This is a genomic window from Enhygromyxa salina (genome assembly GCF_000737335.2).
Taxonomy (GTDB): domain Bacteria; phylum Myxococcota_A; class Polyangia; order Nannocystales; family Nannocystaceae; genus Plesiocystis; species Plesiocystis salina_C.
In genome coordinates, this window is the sequence record NZ_JMCC02000007.1 from 74,625 (window position 1) to 93,844 (window position 19,220).

Here is a 19,220-nt window from a genome sequence, read left to right on the forward strand (position 1 = left end):
CTGGTCGGCGCCCCTGACACTGGTCTAGACTCGCGGGGTGGAATCGCAACCTGGCGCGAGAGGCGGAACTCCTGGACGAAGCCCCGTTCAGGTTGCTCGGCGGGGGGCCGATCTGCTGGTGGTCGGGGACGACGAGATCTGTGCCGAGGTCGCCGGGTTGTTGGCGGCGCTGCGTCCACCCGTTCAGGTTCACGTCGCCGCCCGCGCCGAGACTCTCGAGCAGCTGACGGCGGAGCTGGCGAACACCACCGAGAACCCGGTCGCGATCCTGGTAGCGATCGACCAGCTCGATACGACCAACCTCGCGTGGATGCGGCGAATCGTCGCGAACACCAAGCTCCCAATGTTGGTAGTCGTGCCCGCTCACTCGGCGCAGCGCTCGGCGCTGCGAGAGAGCGCACGTGAAGTTGGTGCGCTCGATTGCCTGTTGCGCAGCGAGTTGTCGAGCCCGCTGCTCGAAGCCGCGTTGACCCACGCGCGCGATCACAACCTCCAGAACGGGCGCTACACCGAGCTACGCGAGCGCTTCTCGCTGGCGATCCGCGGCTCGCGTGACGGCATGTGGGAGTGGGATCTCCTGCGTGGGCGCGTCTACTACTCGCACCGCTGGCGCGAGCTGTTGGGCCTGCGCAACACGGACCTGCCCCCAACCCTCGAGGCTTGGCTGTCTCGCGTACACCCGCAGGACGTCGAGCGACTGCGCGCCGATCTCGAAGCGAACGTGAGCGGGGAGTCGCTGATCCACGAGAACGAGCATCGGGTCCGCGACGGCGCCAACGAGTGGCGCTGGGTGATGTCGCGCGCGGTCGTGCACCGCAACGCCGAGGGTCGCGCCCGGCGGATGGCCGGGTCGATGACCGACGTCTCGGCCTATCGTCAGCGCGAACGGGCGATCCGCGAGCGCAGCCGCAAAGACACGGTGACCAAGCTGCCGGATCGCCGCGTGTTCCTCGAGCGCGGGGCTCGGGCGGTCGAGCTCAGCCGCGCCCACGACGACTACATGTTCGTGGTCTTGATGGTCGCCGTGGATCGCATCACGCAGATCCGCGACAGCTACGGGATCGAGGCCGCCGACCAGGTCGTGGCGGTCATGGCCCAACGCCTGTACGGCTGCCTGCGCCCAGAGGATCACTTGTTTCGGTACTCGACCAGCAAGTTTGCGATCCTGATCGAAGACGTTGAAGACCCGGGGTTTGGCACCTCGTTGGCCAACCGGATCCACGACGTCGTGGGCGAGCCGTTCGAGGTCGACGGCGCGGTCAACTTCACGACGGTCAGCATTGGCATGACCTCGAGCGCGCACGGCTACAAGCGCGTCGAGGACGTGGTCACCGACGTCAGCGCCGCGACCGACTCGGCCCGCGACCACGGCAAGGGCCGCCACGAGATCTACGACACCAGCATGCGCATCGAGTCGCGCACCTTGTTGGCGCTCGAGATGGCCATGCGTCGGGCCCTCGATGCCGACCAGTTTCAGCTTCACTATCAGCCGCTCGTGCGCATGGTCGCCGCGGATCAACAGAGCGAGCTGCTCGGGTTCGAGGCGTTGCTGCGCTGGGAGCACCCCGAGCGTGGCCGGATCTCGCCCGTCGACTTCATCCCGATCGCCGAGGACACCGGGCTGATCATCCCGCTGGGTCGCTGGGTCATGCGTGAGGCGATCCGTGCGCTGCAGAGCTGGCGCGCTGAATTTGGGCTGCTCGATCTGTGCGTGAGCGTCAACCTCTCGGCCAAGCAGATCGGCGACCCGCTGCTGCTCGAGACCATTGACGCGGCGCTGGCCGAGACCGGGTTGCCAGCCAGGTGCCTCAAGCTCGAGCTGACCGAGTCGGTGATGATGGACGGCGCCGACAAGGTCGCTGCGTTGCTGCAGGATATTCGCTCGCGCGGGGTCCAGCTGTGGATCGACGACTTTGGCACGGGCTACTCCTCGCTTGGGTACCTGCACCGGTTCCCGGTTGACGGGCTCAAGATCGATCGCTCGTTCGTCAGTGAGCTCGACGGCACACCGGCGTCCACCACGTTGGTTCGCACGATCCTCAACCTCGCATCAAACCTGGGGCTCGACGTGATCGCCGAAGGCATCGAGACCGACGTCCAGGCCGCGCAGCTGTTGGCGCTGGAGTGTCAGCATTGCCAGGGCTGGCTGTTTGGCAAGCCGATGGCGCCCGAGGGGGTTCGCGCCCTGTTGGCGGGACCATGAGCGGCGTGGCCACGCTCGACTAGTCGCCGTCGCCGTCGCCGTCCCCATCGCCGTCGCCGTCGCCATCGCCGTCCCCATCGCCGTCGCCGTCGCCATCGCCGTCGCCATCACCGTCGCCGTCGCCATCGCCGTCGCCGTCGCCGTCGCCGTCGCCGTCGCCATCGCCGTCGCCGTCCCCATCACCATCGCCGTCCCCATCCCCATCGCCGTCGCCGTCGCCGTCGCCGTCGCCGTCGCCGTCGCCATCCCCATCGCCGTCGCCGTCGCCGTCGCCGTCGCCGGTCTCTTCGGTCCACGGCGCTTCGCACAGCCCATCGACGCTGCACGAGAGGCCCTCGCAGCACGACGCGTCGTCAATGCAAAACAGCTGGAGATCCAGCTCGGTCACGCACGCGTCCACGCAAACGGCTGGGCCGCGGGGCGGCGATCCGTCCCATGCGGCGACGCAGAACGAGGCTTCGCAGTCTTCGCTGCTCTCGCACGCGTCGGCGTCGCCAAAGCCGTTGTCTGTCTGATCCGTCCCAGACTCGGTTGGCGACCCGTCGCTGGTCGCGGTGGACTCGTCTTGCGCGCTGCTGTCACCGCACGCGCCAAGCACCAAGCACGCGACCAAGCAGCCCGCTGCCCACGGTGAACCAGTCCCCGAAGGCGCCCGCAACCGGGCGAGAAGCCCTCGCCCGAGCTGAAAGCAGCCGCGCACGCTCATGGTGTTCGCGTTCACGGTTCTTTCACGCAGCGGATCCGAAACGGCTTGCGGTCGCGTGGGATCGTGGTCGCGGGCGCGCCCTGGGGATCTTCCGGGTCGACGATCCACGCCTGGCCCATGTCGTCTTCGTAGGGGGTGCGGGTCCAGTGGTAGCCAGCCGTGGCCTCGAGCCCCTCGACGCCCTTGAAGCGGAGCACCTCGTCCTTGCCGGGGAGCCGCCAGTTGACGTGGCCGCCCAGCTGCAGCTCCCGACAGTGGGCGTCGCCGGCGGGCTGCATGAGCTCGGGGCAGGGGTGGGGCTCGGCGCAGGTCTGCACGTACAGCCACGGATCCCGCAGCGTGATCGTGCCTTCGGGGGCTGCCGGAGGCTCGGCCGTTGGCGTGGCGAAGTTTGCTTCTTTGTCGTCCGCGCCGGGATCCGCGTCGGGATCTGGCTTCGCGTCCGATTTTTGATCGGGCGCGGCCTGTGGGTCCTTGGCCGCTTGCTTGTCGCACCCGGGCACGAAGGCGAGCGACATGACGGACACGCTGAACACCCTGACGAGCAGTGGACGCATCGCCTGGAGCGTATCAGCCGACGCGGTAGTTGTGGGCCAGGCGAATGTATTTCCCGGCGAGCTTGCGGTGGAACTCTTCATCGGCGGCTGTGAGCGTCTTGACCACCCGCCCGGGCACGCCCAGGACCAGGCTGCGCGGGGGAATTGTCGTTCCGGGTGTCACCAAGGCGCCCGAGCCGATGATGCTGCCCTCGCCGACCTCCACGTTGTCGAGGATCGTTGCTTGGATCCCGATCAAGCAGCCGCCGCGGATCAAGCAGCCGTGCAGGACCGCCCGGTGACCCACGACGACCTCTTCGCCGATGATCGTGGGGTCGAGATCGCCAAGATGTATGATCGCCCCATCCTGAATGTTGGAGCGCTCGTGTACCTCGATCCGGCTGAGGTCCCCGCGCAGGACGCAGCCGTACCAGATGCTGACGTCGTCGTAGAGCCGTACATCGCCCACGATCGCAGCCCCGGACGCCACGTGTACGAACGCGCCGACGCTGGGGATCTGATCGAGGTAGCGCTCGAAGATCGCCCCGGGGAAGCGCTCTCGCAGCTCGTCTAGCTCGTCCTCGAGGGCGTTCGCGTTCGCTGGTGGACCCGCGACGAGTGGCACCGAGTCGACGATCGTCCGGGAGGCCATCCGCGAGAGCATACCTGGCCGCGTGGCGATTGGCTCGATCTCCCGCTGGGGCCACGCCAAGCGGTGCGAACAAGCAAGCGTCGCACTTGCCAGCCGACCACCGCTTCGCGTAGAAGAATCGCGTGGCTGTGACGAAACGACCGGAAGAGGGCTCCGCAACGCACAGGTCCAAGCAGGCCCCGCCGAAAGCCAAGCGCCAGGTCGCTCCCTCTTCGGCGAAGCAGGCCACCGTGCCAGGCACGACGAAGAAAAAGAGCGCGAAGAAGGCCGCCGCGAAGCCAGGCACGACGAAGAAAAAGAGCGCGAAGAAGGCCGCCGCGCCGGGCACCTCGAAGAAGAAGAGCGCGAAGAAGGCCGCCTTGCCAGGCACGACGAAGAAGAAGAGCGCGAAGAAGGCCGCCGCGCAGCCACGCAGCTCGAAGAAGGCCGGCAAAAAAGCCGGCAAAAAGCGGGCGGTCGCGCAGCCACGCACATCGAAGAAGGGGGGCGTCTCGCAGAAGCCGGCGCCGCCGAGCAGCGCTGGTTCGGAGCTGGCCGTTGACGTTGCTGGCGTGCCGGAGAGCTCCGCGCAGGAGGTCACCGAGTTGGTCGCGTCGCCAGCGGAGGGAGAAGTCGACGCGCAGGTGGGGGCGCCGGAGCCCGCGCCGGAGCTCGAGCCGGCTTCGAAGCAGGCGACGTCGAAGAAGGCCGCCGCGAAGAAGGCGACGTCGAAGAAGGCCGCCGCGAAGAAGGCGACGTCGAAGAAGGCGACGTCGAAGAAGGCGACGTCGAAGAAGGCCGCCGCGAAGAAAGCGACGTCGAAGAAGGCTGCCGCGAAGAAGGCGACGACTGCGAAGAAGGGTGCCGCGAAGAAGACGACGACTGCGAAGAAGACGACGACTGCGAAGAAGACGACGACTGCGAAGAAGGCTGCCGCGAAGAAGGCGACGTCGAAGAAGACGACTGCGAAGAAGACGACGACTGCGAAGAAGACGACGTCGAAGAAGGCCGCCGCGAAGAAGGCGACGTCGAAGAAGGCCGCCGCGAAGAAGGCGACGACTGCGAAGAAGGCCGCCGCGAAGAAGACGACGACTGCGAAGAAGGCGGCCGCGAAGAAGGCGACGACTGCGAAGAAGCCTGCCGCGAAAGAACCGACGTCGAAGAAGGCGGCCGCAAAAAAGGCCACGTCGAGCAAAGACAGCGGCGGGGCGAAGCGGAAGGCCGCGCGAGAGCGAGACCAGGCGCGTGCAGCCAAGGCAAAGGACCGGGCGCGGGCGGCCAAGGCCAAAGAAAAGGCGCGAGTCGCCGCGGCCAAAGAGAAGATCCGCGCCGCCAAGCAGCGAGCGCAAGAGAAGGCGCGCAAGGCCAAGGAGGCCGCGGCCGCCAAGGTCAGCAAGGCCAAGGAGATCGAGCGCGAGAAGGGCCGAAAGCTGCGCGAGCAGGCCAAGTCGGCCGCAGCTCGGCAGCGCGCCCGTGCACAGGCCAAGAAGAAGGCCGCGCGCGCCCGCAAGCAAGAGCGAGAGCAGCAAAAGCGCGAGCGGGCGGTGGCCAAGCTCAAGGCGGCGCGCGAGCGCGAGAAGCAGCGCGAGCAAGACAAGAAGGAGCGCGAGCTCGAGCGCAAGAAGAAGGAGCGCGAGCGCGCTGACGAGCGCAAGGCCGAGCGCGACCGCCTCGCCGAGGAGAAGCGGCTCGAGCGAGCCCGGATCCAGGCCGAGCGCCTCGCCGAGCGCCAAAAGAAGGTCGCCGCCCGCATTCAGGAGCGCAAGAACAAGGCGGCCGAGCGCGCAGCCAAGCGCGCGGCCAAGAAAGCCAAGGCAGAGTCGGCCGAGCCCGAGCCCGAGCTCGAGACTGAGGTCGAGGCTGAGGTCGAGGCTGAGCTCGAGGTCGAGACTGAACCCGCACCCGAGGCCGAGGTCGAGGTCGAGACCCAGTCCGAGCAGGGCGAGGCCGACGAAGAGCTCGAGGCCGAGGACATCGAAGTCTCGAGCGAGGCCGATTCCGCCGACGTCACCCTCGACGGCGCCAACGGAGAGCTGCTCGCCGAGATCGGCGACAAGCTCGACAACTACGAGGCCGATCGCCTCCGCGCCAAGCAACTGCGTCGGGCCTTGCGGGATCTAGACGATCCTGCCGCCGCGCCGTCGATCATCGCCTTGTTCCGCGCCGACGGCGATCCCTTCAGCCTGCGCTCGCACCTGCTGCTCGCCCTCGAGCGCATGCCCGAGAGCGCCTACTTTGGGGCGTTCCTCGACGCGATCCCCCGCCTGTACGACGACGCCCCCCAGTGGGCCTTCTCGGCCATGTTGCGCTTGTTCAACACGCGCGGAAGCGCCGACGACAGCGCCGTGCGCTTCGAGGCAGCCGCGCTCGCAGCCGGTGGCGAGATCCCCGAGATCATCGTCGACTTGCTGATCGAGGGCGCCGTTGATCTACCTGAGTCGATCATGGCGGTGGTCGCCCAGGCGATCACCAACCTCGGCGGCGACCCCAACGAGCTGGCCTAGCAAGACCCCCACGGCTGTGGGGGTCTAAAACGACCCGGCGATCTTGAGGTAGGCGATCGAGGATCCAACCGCCGCCTGCCCAAACTTGGTGTCGTTGCGCCCCAGGAACGCAAACCCACCCAGCTCCAGGGTCGCGTACCCCCACGGCGGGACGACGATGATGTTGGGCGCCAGCACCAAGCTGGGGGCGTCCTTCCGGTTCTTGGGAAAGTCGGTCAGCGCGAAGAAGCGGAAGATCAGGTGGCGGCCAAAGAACACCAGATCCGTCCCGCCCAGCAGGTAATTGCCGATGTTGTCAGCCCCAAAGTCGTCAATGAACCCACGCAGGTACTGGGCCTGAATGTAGATGTGCTTACCGATCGTGTAGTCGGCGCCCACGGTCGCCTTGATGAAGGGCTGCTTCTTGACGATCGCGCCTGTGAACTCGCCGACCGGGTTCATCACGCCGTCGCCAGGGGTGATGTCCAAGTTGAGCGGTAGCTCGACGCGAAAGTTGTACTCGTCGGCGGGGATCGTCAGGGCGGCCTCGCCCCACAGGCCCATGTCGTCGAGAAACGGCACCTGTGCGGCGAAGTCCAGCCCGATCACGTGCATGCGCGGGTAGACCAGGGTCACGTCGGACTGAAACCAGTAGCCGTCGACGGCGTCCTCCATCAGCGGGGCGAGCTGGGTCGACTTGGTCTCGTAGGGGATCGGGATGTCAAAGAAGCCGTAGTAGTACGACGCGCTAATGTCGACCGGCCCAATCCGCGAGCCGAGCTTGGCCGCCGCTTGACCGTTCATGATGTTGACCGGCGGCCGCTCGACGGTGGTCGTGACCCGCGGGTTGAACTGCGCGTTGCCGCTGATGAAGCCCTGCAAGAACGCGAGCTTGTCCTTGTCAGACTGGTTGGCGAAGTTGACGGGGGTCTGCGGATCCGCGAGCGCGGCCGAGGCCGAGGGCGGCAGCAGGGCCGGGTAGAACAGCGGCACGTACACGCCCTGAAACCACAGCTTGTCCTGCCAGGGCGAGAAGTCGACGACCAACATCTGGTTGGCGATCGGCTCCGTGAACAGCGGCCGGTCTTCGAGGTCGTCCGGGTTGATGTTGTTGGTTGGGCTGAATTTGTCAGCCGTACCCCAGACCACGACCTGCCGGCCGATCTTGATGTCGAGCCCCGGCAGCGCGTCGAGGATCGCCACGTAGGCGGCGTCGCTCTCGACGTGGAAGGGCGTCAGCATCTGCATGCTCGACAGATCGTTGAGCGTCGAGACCTGCGAGACACCCAAGAACACCGGCTCGATGTCGCCGACGATCTGGATGTGATCGTTGGGCTTGTACGAGAAGTAGAACTCCAGGCGGTTCTCGTTGCGGCTGATCGTGCCGCGCGGGATCGCCTGGCCAACCTTGAACGCCGAGGGCTTCGCGGCCGACTCCCCCAGGGTTGGCTGGTTCGGGTTCCAGCGCTTGCCGTCATAGAGGTTGTCGATGTCGACGTAGACGCTGCTGACCACGCGCAGGCGCAGGTCCAGCTTACCGTCGAACAAGCCCGAGCCGCTCGCGGGGCCCGTGCTGGGCACGTCCTCGGCGTCGGGCAGCTCGGCGATCGTCTCGGCGTCGCCAAAGATGTCGCTGAGCGCGAGGTCGTCGCTGGGGGCGATGTCGGACTCGCTGACGCTGGGCTTGGGCTCGTCGGGCTTTGGGCCTTCGATCGGCGGTTCGGTCTCGTCGTCGTCGTCGGCCTCGTCGTCCTCACCGCCGCCGAAGAACGCGTCCATCATCGCGTCGTCGTCGTCTTCGAGCTCGGGGTCCTCGGGGTCCTCGGGGTCCTCGGGGTCCTCGGGGTCCTCGAGCTCGGGGGCGGGCTTGGGGTCGGGCTTCGGGTCAGCCGGCGCCGCGGCAGAAGCACCCGACGCGCCCGGATTGGACGCGTCAGAGTCACCCGGCCCGACCGGGGGCTGGCCAGAGAACAGAGTGACAGCCAGGAACAGATCGGTCGGGATCACGTGGATGTGCTCAGCCCTGGATCAGGGCTCGATCAGCGCAGCAGCGTGCGCCGTGAGAACAAGTCGTCTTCGACGCCTTGGTCGACCTTGATGTCGGACAGCTGAATCACTGTCTCGGCGCCGGTCTTGAGGTTCTTCATCTTGATCTGGGTTGGCATCGGCTTACCCGAGATCTTGGACCAGCCTTCGCGCAGCTGCTCGCGCACAGCCGTGCCCGAGCCGTCGAAGTACTTGATCTTGGTGACGCCGCCCTTGGTCTTGTCGATCGTCAGCTCGAGCTTGGACCACGAGCTGGTGAAGTCGGGCTTGGGGGTGAGGGTCAGGGAGGTCTCGTTGCCGGACTGGCCGCCGATCTCGGCGTCGAAGTGCTTCTCGAGCCCGGTCATGACCATGTCCTCGGGGGTGAACTCGCTGCCGAGGAAGCCTTGGCTCTGGGCGTGCGCGGCGACCTTGCGGACCTTCTGGAACTCGGGGCTGTACATCCACAGCTCGTCGCCGACCATCAGGATCTTCATGCCGGCGACGTCGCCCGGGGCGGTGAAGCTGATGTACTGCTTGTCGAGCCCCTTCATGGTCATGTCGAACTGCAGCGTCTTTTTCTTGCTGCCGTTCTTCCAGATCTCCATGGTCGAGACGTAGCTGACATCCGCGAACGCCTTGGCGTCTTTGTCTAGCTTCTTCAGGACGGCGGCTCCGTCGGCTGCCTGGGCCACGCTGGGGGGCGCGACGATCGCCAGGGCGACAGGAGTGCAAACGAGGAGAGCTGAGAGGAGAGCTGAGAGTTTCATGGGGGCTCCGGTCGGTGTCAGTCGAGGGTGGTTGGTGTCATGGACCACCCCTGCTCGAGCACGCGGCCTTGGACGCCTCGCGACAGCACCTATTCTCTATTTTTAGCGGTTGGTTTCAGCCTCGAAACGGCAATTTAGGCCCACTCGCGGGCTAGTTGGTGATCCGGATCACAGTCGCGTGAGCGTTCTACACACCGGTCCCTAGTCTGCATCCACAATGGCCTCGGGCATCCCGCAATGCGTGCAGTGTGCATTGAAGTGCGCGCTAGTGTCCGGTTTTGGATACACTCTTGGATGCGCCCTCAGATCCACGCTCGTCGCGCATTGCACCACGAATCAGCATAGGTGTGAACCAGACCGCGCCCAGGGCTGCGCCGACCAAGCTGATCGCCAGTCCAATGCCGAATTGCTGTAGCGGGGGCATCTCGGACAGCAGCAGGACCGAGAACGCGAGCGCCAGCTGGACGGCGCTGATCACGACGACCGCGCCGAGCTCACGAACGGCCCGATCACCGGCACCGCGCTGTTTGTACGAGCGCGCGCGGAAGCCGAGGTGGATCGCAAAGTCGACGCCAGCACCAAGCGCGATGCAGGCGACCATGCTGGTGCCAACGCTGATCGGGTGACCGAGCGCGGCGATGATCCCCGCGGAAAACGCGAGCGTCCAGATCGCTGGGACCAGGGCAAACAGCGAGCGGGTCAGGAGCAAGACCACGCCCAGCGCCGCGATCGAGACGAGCGTCGACATCAGCAGCGACTTGGTCACGCTCTGCGCGAACGCCTGGCCAATGACGGGCTGCCCGGTCAGGCGGATGTCGGCCGGGATCTCACGGACTTCGGCATCGGCCCCGAGCTCCAAGCTGGCCGGCACGACCCACTCTTCGTCTTGGAGCTCGGCCAGCGCGGGGCGCAGCTCGTCGCAGCGGGCCTCGAGGTCGAGCGCGGCGCACCAACCCTCGACCTTGTACTTGCCCTTGGCTTCGTCGATCCAAGCGCCGAGGTGCTTGGCCGCTGGCGCGATGCCCTCGGCGTCCTCGGCGACCGCGGTTGGCAGGTTCGCGCGCATGTAGGCCTCGAGCTCGGCGTCGCGCAGGACCAGCAACTTGGCGGGATCGAGCGACTGCAGCCCGGGGATGTCCATCATGAACACGCCCTCTTCTTCGTCATCGAGGCCATCGCGCAGCTCGATGACCTTGGCGATCAAGGCGGCGGGAGGCTTGGTCGCGGCCGCGCGCAGCTGCTCGACGTCGACCTTGGTGTCGGTCAAGCGCCCGAGTCGTTCGGCCGTCTGCGCGTCGCGATGCTCGGCGACGGCGTCGACCTTGGTGCTGGCGACACGCAGCAGCTTGTCGCTGGGGGCGTAGCGCTGGACGACCTCGCGGATCTGCGCGGTGGCCTCGACCTGGCGGTCCCCGTTCATCGGCGCGAGCTTGATGTGGATCAGCGCGCCGTCGGCCTCGTCGGTCATCAGCTGGACCATCGCCGGGTGGCCGATCAGGTAGGTGAGCACGCGTCCGGCTCGGGGCGTGGTCTCGGGGACCCCGCGGCGGCCACCCAGGGCGGCGTTGAGCACTTCGACGGGCTCGTAGACCGAGCGCACGTCGACGACGCCTTCGATCGCGCGGACCTCTTCGCTGATGTTGCGGATCGTTCGCAGGATCTCGGCCTCGCCGATGTCCGCTTCGATCGTGACCTGCAGGTAGGTCGAGCCGCCGAAGTTGTCGTCGAAGAAGGTGTTGGCGACGCGGACCTCGCTGCCTTCGTCGAACACGTTGACGGTGTCGACGTCGGCGGACATGCCCCGGGCCAAGAACACGCTCACCGCCGCGATCGCGACCAGCAACCACCACGGCGGGCGTCCGGGGATCGGCAGCGGCCGCTCGGGCTTGTGCTGCAGCAGGTTGTCGGGCAGCACCGCGAGCAGGGCCGGCAGCACCAGCAAGGCCAGCACCAACAGCAGCAGCACGCCGACCCCGGCGATCATGCCAAACCGCTGCATCGGCACCTGCGGCATCACGTACAGGGCGAAGAACGCGACCGCCGTGGTCGCCCCCGACATCAACACCGGCTTCCACAGCTCATCGAGGGTCGCCGACGCGCGCGCTTGGCTGGTGCCCTCGCGGCGCTGGTAGCCAGCGAGGACGTGCATGCCAAACGCCCCGCCAAGCGCGACCATCATCACCGGCGTCGACGAGCTGACGATCGTCAGGGCTTCATCGAAGCGGCCGTGCGCGCCCATGATCAGCGCGACCCCGAGCCCGGTGACCAACAGGTTCAAGAACGCGGCGGTGACCGAGCCCAGCAGCAACGCCGAGGCGACCGCGAGCACCCCGATCACGATCGGAGAGAGCCGCTCGATGTCGGCCCGGCTCGAGCTCGAGGCCGCCATCTCGATGTAGGGCGCGCCCGCAAAGTAGGCCTCGCCCTCCCACTGATCCTCAACGAGGCCCCGCAGCTCATCGAGGGTCTGGCGTCGGGCCGCGAACGCCTCGGCGCCCGCGCCTTCGGTGTCGCGGGGGATCAGGAACACCAGCAGCGCCGCGGCCTTGCCGTCGGTCGAGATCAGGTTGCCGACGGCGTCGCGGCTGCCAAGCACCTGCGCGCGGATCTTGTCTGGGTCCGTCATCCCGGTCGGAACCAGGGCGTCGACGACCAGCCCGTCTTCGTTGACGACCGGGTTGGGCAGGTCCACGAACGACAGCGCCGTCTTGACCTCGCCGAGCTGCTTGATCTGCGTGGAGAGCTCGCGGATCTTGGCCACGCGCTGCGGCGCGAGCAGGTCGGCGCCGTCATCGGACAAGCCGACCAGCGCGACCTCGGTCATGCCGAAGCGCTTGGCGACCTCCTGAAAATTAATGACCTCGGCGTGATCCGGCGGCAAGAAGGCGAGGACGTCGTCGTCGTTCTGGATGTTGGCGACACCAGGTATCAGCCAGGCACACAACGCCACGAACACCGCCAGGATCGCCCACCGCGCCCGCACGATCGGGTGCAGTCGCTCGGAGCTCGCCTTGGAACCTTGCTTGTTGTCGCTGTCGCCCACCAAGCCTGACTTATCGAACGATCTCGCCCCCAACTACAAGCGACTAAACCCACACAGGGGAGAGCCACTCGCGTCGGTCGTCGACCCGTCCGTGCACGACCGCTTGGAAGTGGTCGCCCATCTGCTTGGTGATCGGCCCGATCCCGCCGTCGCCGAGCACCCGGCGATCGACCGAGCGCACCGGGGTGACCTGCGCGCCGGTTCCGCACAGGAACATCTCGTCGGCGACGTAGAGCTCGGTTCGACCGATCGGCCGCTCGACGAACGAGAGGCCCAGATCCTCTGTGGCGAGCGTGATCAAGGTGCGGCGCGTGATGCCGTCGAGGTTGTCCTCGGTCGAGGGCGGCGAGATCAGCACGCCGTTGCGCACGATGAACACGTGCTCCGCGCTGCCCTCGGACACCATGCCCTGGCCGGTCAAGAAGATCGCCTCGTCAAACCCGTTGTCGTACGCCTCACGCCGGGCGAGCGCGCTGTTCAAGTACCCGCCGGTGGGCTTTGTGCGGGCGGGGATCGAGTTGTCGGGTGTGCGTCGCCACGACGAGATGCACACGTCGATCGAGTCCTTGTCGATGTAGCGCTGCAGCGGCATGCACCAGATGACGAGGCTCGCGTCTTCCTCACGAAGCAGCGGCGCGAGCTTGGCGGTCTTGCTGATCACCATGGGGCGCACGTAGGCGTCCTCGTGGAGGTCGTTGCGCCGCAGAAGGTCCAAAACTGCGCTCGAGAGCTCGCTGGTGCTGATCGGCAGGGGCAGGAACAGGATCTTGGCCGAGTCCGCCAGCCGCCGAACGTGGTCCGCGAGGCGAAACACGAACAGCTGTTTGCCATCGTCGCTGGCGTAAGCCCGAATCCCGCCAAAACAACCCAGACCATAGTTGAGCGCGCGCGAGCGGATGCTGACCGTCGCGTGCGCCTCGTCCACGATGTTGCCGTCGATGTAGCTCAGCATGGTGACGGGCGGGAGGATACGGCAAAACCCGAGTACTTCGTCCCGTGCGGGCGCGGAGCTAGTCTGTGCGGATCTGGGCGGGATCCATGCTCATGCGAAGCCGGGTTCGCGGGAGTGCGAGCCCCGGGCGAGGTGAATGTGTGAAAAGTGTCATAACGAACCATGGGCGCGGGTTGTACGCGCTTCCGCGTCATGGACTTCGAGCACGACACGCCAGAATTCCGAACCAGTCGAGGTCCTCGCTCCGAGGTTTGGGACCGACTTGGCGACAGTCTCGATGACAGACGTAAGCTGGCATGGGTTGGGCAGTCGCGACGGTGGACGATCACCACAACTAGACAGAAAACCGAAGAAATCCGGCAGTTTGTGACCCTCTGGATCCATGATTTTGGGCTTGCAGACGCGCCCGCTAGCAGGCGATGCTATGCGCTCCTAGACCCTGGAAGTCACATATGAAGCGCACCTCGTTCGTCTCGATCACCACCCTGTCTCTCGTTCTCGCCGTCGGCTGTGCCGACGATACCGCCACCGACGTCGGCCAAGACACCGGCGAAACCGCTACCTCGGGTGACGGTGATGGGGACGGCGACGGCGACGGCATGGAAGGCATGACCACCGACATGGGCGACGGCGATGGCGATCCCGCGACCACTGGCGACGGTGATGGTGATCCCAGCGGCGACGGCGATGGCGATCCTTCCGGCGACGGCGATGGTGATCCCTCCGGCGACGGCGATGGCGATCCCAGTGGCGATGGCGACGGTGATCCAAGTGGCGACGGAGACGGCGACACCGCCGAGACCACCGACACCGACACGATGGGCACCACCGCAACCACCGGCAACAACAACTGCGAGGCGCCAGCGGACTACGTGGACTGTGACGGCGTCCCGGGCATGTTGACCAACAACCCGTTCGAGGCGATCGGCATCAACTGCCCCGGTGGCGACGCGACCAACTCGATCCAGGCCGCCAACGCCGTGATGAACTCGAGCAACAACAACGCTTGGCGCGTTGCGGCTCAGTTCGGCACGGCCGACGGCCCCAACTACAACGGCAAGTTGTGGGCGGCCAACACCATGGACTGGGTCAGCCCCAACGACGACTCGATCTCGCCGAACACCTCGACGGCGATCCTGATCCTCTCGACGGGCCTGGTCGCGCAGGCGAACGGCCAGGGCGTGGTCACGGAAGCCAACGGCTCGCAGGACGGCAACGGCGAGAACGGCAACCAGGATGGGGGCGGGCTGCCTGCGCCGCTGTCCGCCAACCGGGGCTCGAACAACGGCCTGGGCGGCACGCCGTTCATGGACTGCGACCTGGTCAACGACTGCTCCGACAGCCTGCATCAGCACTGGAACGTCAACGGGTGGAACAACCCCAACGACAAGCTCTGGATGCAGATGGACCTGACGGTGCCCGCCGAGACCGAAGGCTACATCTTCGACTTCGCGTACTTCTCGTCCGAGTTCCCGACCTACTACAACACCCAGTACAACGACCTGTTCATCGCCTGGTCGACCTCAGAGAGCTACACGGGCAACATCACCTTCGTCAACGACGCCCCGCTGACGATCACCTCGCTCGAGAACGCCAACGCGTTCCAGTACAAGGCCAACGCGCCGCAGCTCGCGGGCACCGGCTTCGAAGGTCACGCCGGCACGGGCTGGTTCGTCGCGCGTGGCTCCGCCACCCCCGGCGAGGTCTTCCAGCTGACCTTCTTCATCGCCGACATGGCCGACAGCATCCTCGCCACTGGCGTGTTGCTGGATAACTTCCGCTGGGAGTGCGAAGGCTGCATCCCGAGCGAGGTCAACTCCTGCGGCATCCAGCCGCAGTAGTGCCGGTCTGCAACGAAACAACGAAAACGGGCGGTCACTGACCGCCCGTTTTTTCGTGGTTCCTCATGGGGTTTTCATGGTTGGGGGGCGCTCAGTCGGCTCGCGTCAGCCCCTCGTGGCGCGCGAACAGGGCGAGGTCGCGTACGTCGACCGCGCCCCCGCCTGGGCTGACGAGCTCGACGCGGAGCTGGGCACGATCCCGATCCGGGCCGGGACGCCACACGATCGGTGGCGCGATCCAGCTGCCCGTGCGCATGGCGGGCGGCTCGATCGTGCCGATCCGCCGCTCGTTGGCATAGACATGCAGGGTCGCCCTGGCGTCCGTCGAGGTGCCGGCGAGGGTGACGAGCAGATCGAGCGGGCGCGGGCGGCCGAGCTCGCCCAGCGGCAGATCGATCGGGGCGAAGCTCAACGACATGCCAGCCGGCAGCCGCATCGCGAGCCCCGTGAGCGCGGGGGTGGGCGTGGTGCCGGGTCGGTAGCGCGAGAGGCTGCGGCCGGCGACCCAGGCGGTCGGCACGATCTCGTGGCCCAAGCTGTGCTCTGGCGCGATCGTGGTGAGCTCGATCTGGCTCGGGTCCAGCTCGAACACGCTGCTGCGCTCGCGGGGCAGCAGGTAGAGCGCGGCGACCCGGCCATGGGGGCAGTCGGTCGGGGCGCGCTGGGCCTCGGGTAGCTTGGCGCCGAGGATCTCCACGGTCAGCGTGTCGCTGGCGGTCTCGCTGGGCAGCGCGAGCGGGATCGGTGCGGGCCCGAGCGTGGCGCGGGCGTGGCCAGGCAGACCCGGAGGTGGCTCGAGCGCCACGGGGACGCCGTCGATCGTGAGCGACCAGCTTGGCACCCGCGCGGACGAGCGTGGGTTGACGTCAGCTGCGACCACGACCACGTGGGCAGGCCAGGCCGAGCGCGGGATCACCAGCTTCAAGGGGCGGTCGGGCGAGACGCAGGTGCGGCCGTCATCGTGGAGGCCGCCGCGGATCGACTGGGCAGCGATCTCGCGGCCGAACCCCGCCGCCCCGCGCTCGAACGAGACACGCTCGATCCGGGCGAGCGCGGCAGGATCGACGGCCAGCCGCAGCAAGCCCATGCGCAGCTCGTGGCGCGCGACTCGAGTGGGGAGCTGATCCGGTATCGGCGTCAGCGCGTGGACGAACAGCTCGAGCAGCGAGGCCCGCTCGACCACGAACGGCGCCCACAGCTGCTCGTCAAGCAGGGCCACGCGGGTGCCGTCTTCGCGGGTGTGCTGGTGGGCGGCCTCGTTGACCAGCAAGAACACGGGCGGCGGGGCTTGGCCGCGGCGCGCCGGGCCAGCGACGAGCAGCTCCCAGGCGCTGATCCACGCGTCCTCGCGGGTGCGGTAGGGCAGCACCGTGACGCCGTGGGCCATGGCCAGCGCGCCACCAACTTGGTTGTGGGTGTGGCCGTTGTGCCAGCCCTCGCCGCCCGCGATCACGACGGCGTCCGCGGGCAGTCGCGCGGCGAGCCACGCTCGCGCCTCGCCGGCCGCAGCGTGCTCGCGCAGGCGCAGCTGCGGGTAGCGAACCAGCGGCCCGGCGACCGACCCCAGCAACCCGAGCGCCGCGACGGCACCGACTACCCAGGCGATCCGGGTGCGGGCCCGCTTGGGCGATCCGCTTGGGCCCGCGAGCTGCTGGACCCCAAACGCGATCGCGGCCGTGGCCGCCAACGCGGCGGCAGGGAGCAGCTCCGGGACCAAGTAGCGGCCGTAGTAGAAGAACGTGAGGGTGGGCAGCTGGCGCGGCGCGTAGAGCATCGCGGTGACCGGCACGATGGCCGCGAGCGCGACCAAGTAGATCTGATCCGGCCGCGGTCGCCAGCGGCGGGCAACGAGGATCACGCCAGCGCCCGCGAGCACCAACAGCGGCGCGCCAAGCAGGATCGGCGCCGCGTCGAGCCGGCTGTAGGGGCGTCCCTCGGGCGCCGCGCCCCGCAGTGACCACCACAGGCCGAACGCCGCGAAGCAGGCCAGCGCGAGCCACCTGGGCAGCGACGCGAGCAGGCGGGCGGCCTCGAGCTCGCGTAGCTCGAAGTCGACGACGATCCACGCGAGCGCAGCGAACACGGCCAAGGTCACCAGCGACGCGGGTCCCAGGCCAACGTTGGGGAGCTGGCGAAGCAGCTCGTCATGGACATAGGGGTAGCTGCTCGCGGCGTGCAGGATCACGCTGGCCAGCAGCGCGCCAAGCACCAAGTGCGCCGCCCACCTGCTCGAGTCGCGCGCGCGCGGCCGCAGCCACACCAGCGCGAGCACGACCGGCAACACGATCAACGCGTTGCCCCGCACGAACGCGCACAACCCCAGGCAGCCGGCGACCCACCACGCGCCGCCGCGCTCGACCCCATCGCGCATGCGCAGCGCGGCCAGCACGGCCGCCCACTCGAACAGCGCCATCGGGTTCTCGCTCAGCGGCGTGCGTGCCGTCCAGATCGCCAAGGGTGAGGCTGCGATCAGAGCAAGAGCCAGCGCCGCCCAAGGTCCGCGCGGCCACAGCCGTCGCGCGCAGCAGGCCAGCGCCAGCAGCCACAGGCCACCGATCCAAGTGAGCGTGAAGTACAGCCGCCCCGGTCCGAGCGCGGCCTCGCTCACCGCGAGCAGCATCGGGTGGAGGTGAAAAAATTGGGGGATGACCTCGCCGCGCTCGCGGTCGCCAAGGTACGCGCCCGGTCGGTACGCGCCGTCGTAGCGATCCCGTCGCCAGGGATCGTTGCTCGTTGGATACAGCCCCAGCAGATCGAGCGCGCCGGCCGGAGTCGCGTAGCCATCGAGCTCGTCACCCGCGGCAGCCAGCACCGGATCGGTCCAGCCGAGTGCGCCCGTGCGCGCGCTCAGCTCGGCCCGCAGCACGTAGGTGCCTTGATCGCGCCCAGCCAAGGCGGCGGGGATCGTGGGTTGGCGCAGGCCGATCCCACCCGCGACGATCACCAGCAAGATCAGCGTGTGCCCGAGCGAGGTCGGCCGCTCGGCTGCAGGTGCGCGCTCGCGCTCGAGCGTCCACGGCCAGCAAGCCAGCGCCAAGCCTGCGCAGGCGAGGCTCAGTCCGTGCGGCCCAAACCACCCACACCAGGCCAGCGCGGTGGCGGTGACCCCCACCAGCCCAACATGGATCGCCAGCGCCAACACCAGATCGTCGAGCTCGAGCCGCGCACGCCGACGTCGCCGACGAGCGACCAGGCTCAGCAGCAAGCCGATCAGCGCGGCGATCAGCGCGAGGGACATCGCCGCGACGATACGACGCGACCCGTCGGCCCCCGAGCGATTTCGTGCCGCGCGAGATATCCACCCCGCGGGCCTGGACCCGCGGTCTGGCGTCTACGAACGCGTCCGCAAGCGGGCGAGAAGCGCTCGCCCGAGCTGAATACGAGGCCGCTCGCGCTGGTGTCGACAGCGGTGACAAGGCACAATGCGATCGTGCCCGAGTTCGCCGTCCGGCTCGAAGACGAAGCTCTATTTGTCGTGCCTGGCTCGGGCGCGCTGTGGGTCTACGACTTCGGCAACAAGACCAAGGTCCTGCGTGACGCGAACGAGGGCAACTCGGGCCCGGTGTTTCAGGTCGCGCAGGCGACCGTCGCCAGCATGAAGCTGTTCTTGGTGCTGCCGACCTTCGCGGCGGCCACACTGGTGGAGCAAGATCGGATCTTCTCCATGCTCGCGGAGCACGATCCCGGTCGCCCGGTCGCGTTGGTCGTCGAGCAATCCGAGGGTCGGGTGGTGATCGTCGCGGGTGTCGCGGATCTCGTCGGCCCGGCGGCAGCTGCGGCTGCGGTCGTGCGCACCTGCTGGGAGTGGGACGAGTCGCCAGGTTTCTCCATTGTGGTCGATCAGCGCGATCACTTCGTCACCGTCAAGCACGACGGTGAAGCCTGGCAGGCAACCGTCCAGAGCGAGTGAGTTGATCGTCCCGCGGTCCACCGTGGGCTGCGCCAGCACCCGCCGCTTGGCTTTCTTCAGCTCGAGCGAGGGCTCCTCGCCGTCTTGCAGATGCCGTCGCGGACGGGCTCACCCTGGGCA

General features: G+C 67.5%; 12 protein-coding genes. 4 read left to right on the forward strand and 8 right to left on the reverse strand.

What is annotated here, in order from left to right; translation table 11 throughout:
• The first annotated feature begins 118 nt into the window (after window positions 1–118).
• Entirely contained in the window at window positions 119–2,203 is a 2,085-nt protein-coding gene (locus DB30_RS03475) for a putative bifunctional diguanylate cyclase/phosphodiesterase (protein ID WP_052546537.1), read from the forward strand.
• Between the two features lie 19 nt (window positions 2,204–2,222).
• On the opposite strand, the gene DB30_RS03480 is transcribed toward DB30_RS03475, so the two are convergent.
• Genes DB30_RS03480 through DB30_RS03490 form a run of 3 tightly spaced genes read right to left on the reverse strand, consistent with a single transcriptional unit; the run spans window position 2,223 to window position 4,097 of the window.
• Window positions 2,223–2,924, reverse strand: a complete 702-nt coding sequence (locus DB30_RS03480) for a hypothetical protein (protein ID WP_165703611.1) — start codon at window positions 2,922–2,924, stop codon at window positions 2,223–2,225.
• Window positions 2,921–3,466, reverse strand: coding sequence for an Lcl C-terminal domain-containing protein (locus tag DB30_RS03485; RefSeq protein ID WP_052546539.1), 546 nt, complete (start codon window positions 3,464–3,466; stop codon window positions 2,921–2,923). Before DB30_RS03485 ends, DB30_RS03480 begins: the two co-directional genes overlap by 4 nt.
• A gap of 13 nt (window positions 3,467–3,479) precedes the next feature.
• Window positions 3,480–4,097 carry a gamma carbonic anhydrase family protein gene (locus DB30_RS03490; RefSeq protein WP_146657959.1) on the reverse strand — a complete coding sequence of 206 codons (618 nt, stop codon included), beginning with the start codon at window positions 4,095–4,097 and terminating at the stop codon, window positions 3,480–3,482.
• Window positions 4,098–4,327: 230 nt separating this feature from the next.
• Here DB30_RS03490 and DB30_RS41205 point away from each other — a divergent pair, with 230 nt between their 5' ends.
• A complete protein-coding gene (locus DB30_RS41205) occupies window positions 4,328–6,580 on the forward strand; it encodes a histone H1-like repetitive region-containing protein (RefSeq protein ID WP_205632896.1) in 2,253 nt (750 codons plus the stop codon).
• A 24-nt stretch (window positions 6,581–6,604) separates the two neighbouring features.
• Here the strand turns inward: DB30_RS41205 and DB30_RS03500 are convergent, their stop codons facing one another.
• The 4 genes from DB30_RS03500 to DB30_RS03515 form a co-directional block, all read right to left on the reverse strand.
• Complete coding sequence (locus tag DB30_RS03500) at window positions 6,605–8,566, reverse strand: hypothetical protein (RefSeq protein ID WP_052546540.1); 1,962 nt, start codon at window positions 8,564–8,566, stop codon at window positions 6,605–6,607.
• Window positions 8,567–8,598: 32 nt separating this feature from the next.
• Entirely contained in the window at window positions 8,599–9,279 is a 681-nt protein-coding gene (locus tag DB30_RS03505; RefSeq protein ID WP_052546541.1) for an outer membrane lipoprotein-sorting protein, read from the reverse strand.
• A gap of 340 nt (window positions 9,280–9,619) precedes the next feature.
• Window positions 9,620–12,397 (reverse strand): efflux RND transporter permease subunit, encoded by a 2,778-nt coding sequence (locus tag DB30_RS03510; RefSeq protein ID WP_052546542.1) that lies wholly within the window; start codon window positions 12,395–12,397, stop codon window positions 9,620–9,622.
• Window positions 12,398–12,440: 43 nt separating this feature from the next.
• A complete protein-coding gene (locus tag DB30_RS03515) occupies window positions 12,441–13,349 on the reverse strand; it encodes a branched-chain amino acid transaminase (RefSeq protein ID WP_052546543.1) in 909 nt (302 codons plus the stop codon).
• Between the two features lie 452 nt (window positions 13,350–13,801).
• Between DB30_RS03515 and DB30_RS03520 the strand changes: the two genes are divergently transcribed.
• Entirely contained in the window at window positions 13,802–15,190 is a 1,389-nt protein-coding gene (locus DB30_RS03520; RefSeq protein ID WP_052546544.1) for a choice-of-anchor L domain-containing protein, read from the forward strand.
• Between the two features lie 91 nt (window positions 15,191–15,281).
• Here DB30_RS03520 and DB30_RS03525 read toward each other — a convergent pair whose 3' ends face one another.
• A complete protein-coding gene (locus DB30_RS03525) occupies window positions 15,282–18,428 on the reverse strand; it encodes a hypothetical protein (RefSeq protein WP_052546545.1) in 3,147 nt (1,048 codons plus the stop codon).
• Window positions 18,429–18,620: 192 nt separating this feature from the next.
• Between DB30_RS03525 and DB30_RS03530 the strand changes: the two genes are divergently transcribed.
• Window positions 18,621–19,100 carry a hypothetical protein gene (locus DB30_RS03530; RefSeq protein ID WP_052546546.1) on the forward strand — a complete coding sequence of 160 codons (480 nt, stop codon included), beginning with the start codon at window positions 18,621–18,623 and terminating at the stop codon, window positions 19,098–19,100.
• The last annotated feature ends 120 nt before the right edge of the window (window positions 19,101–19,220 follow it).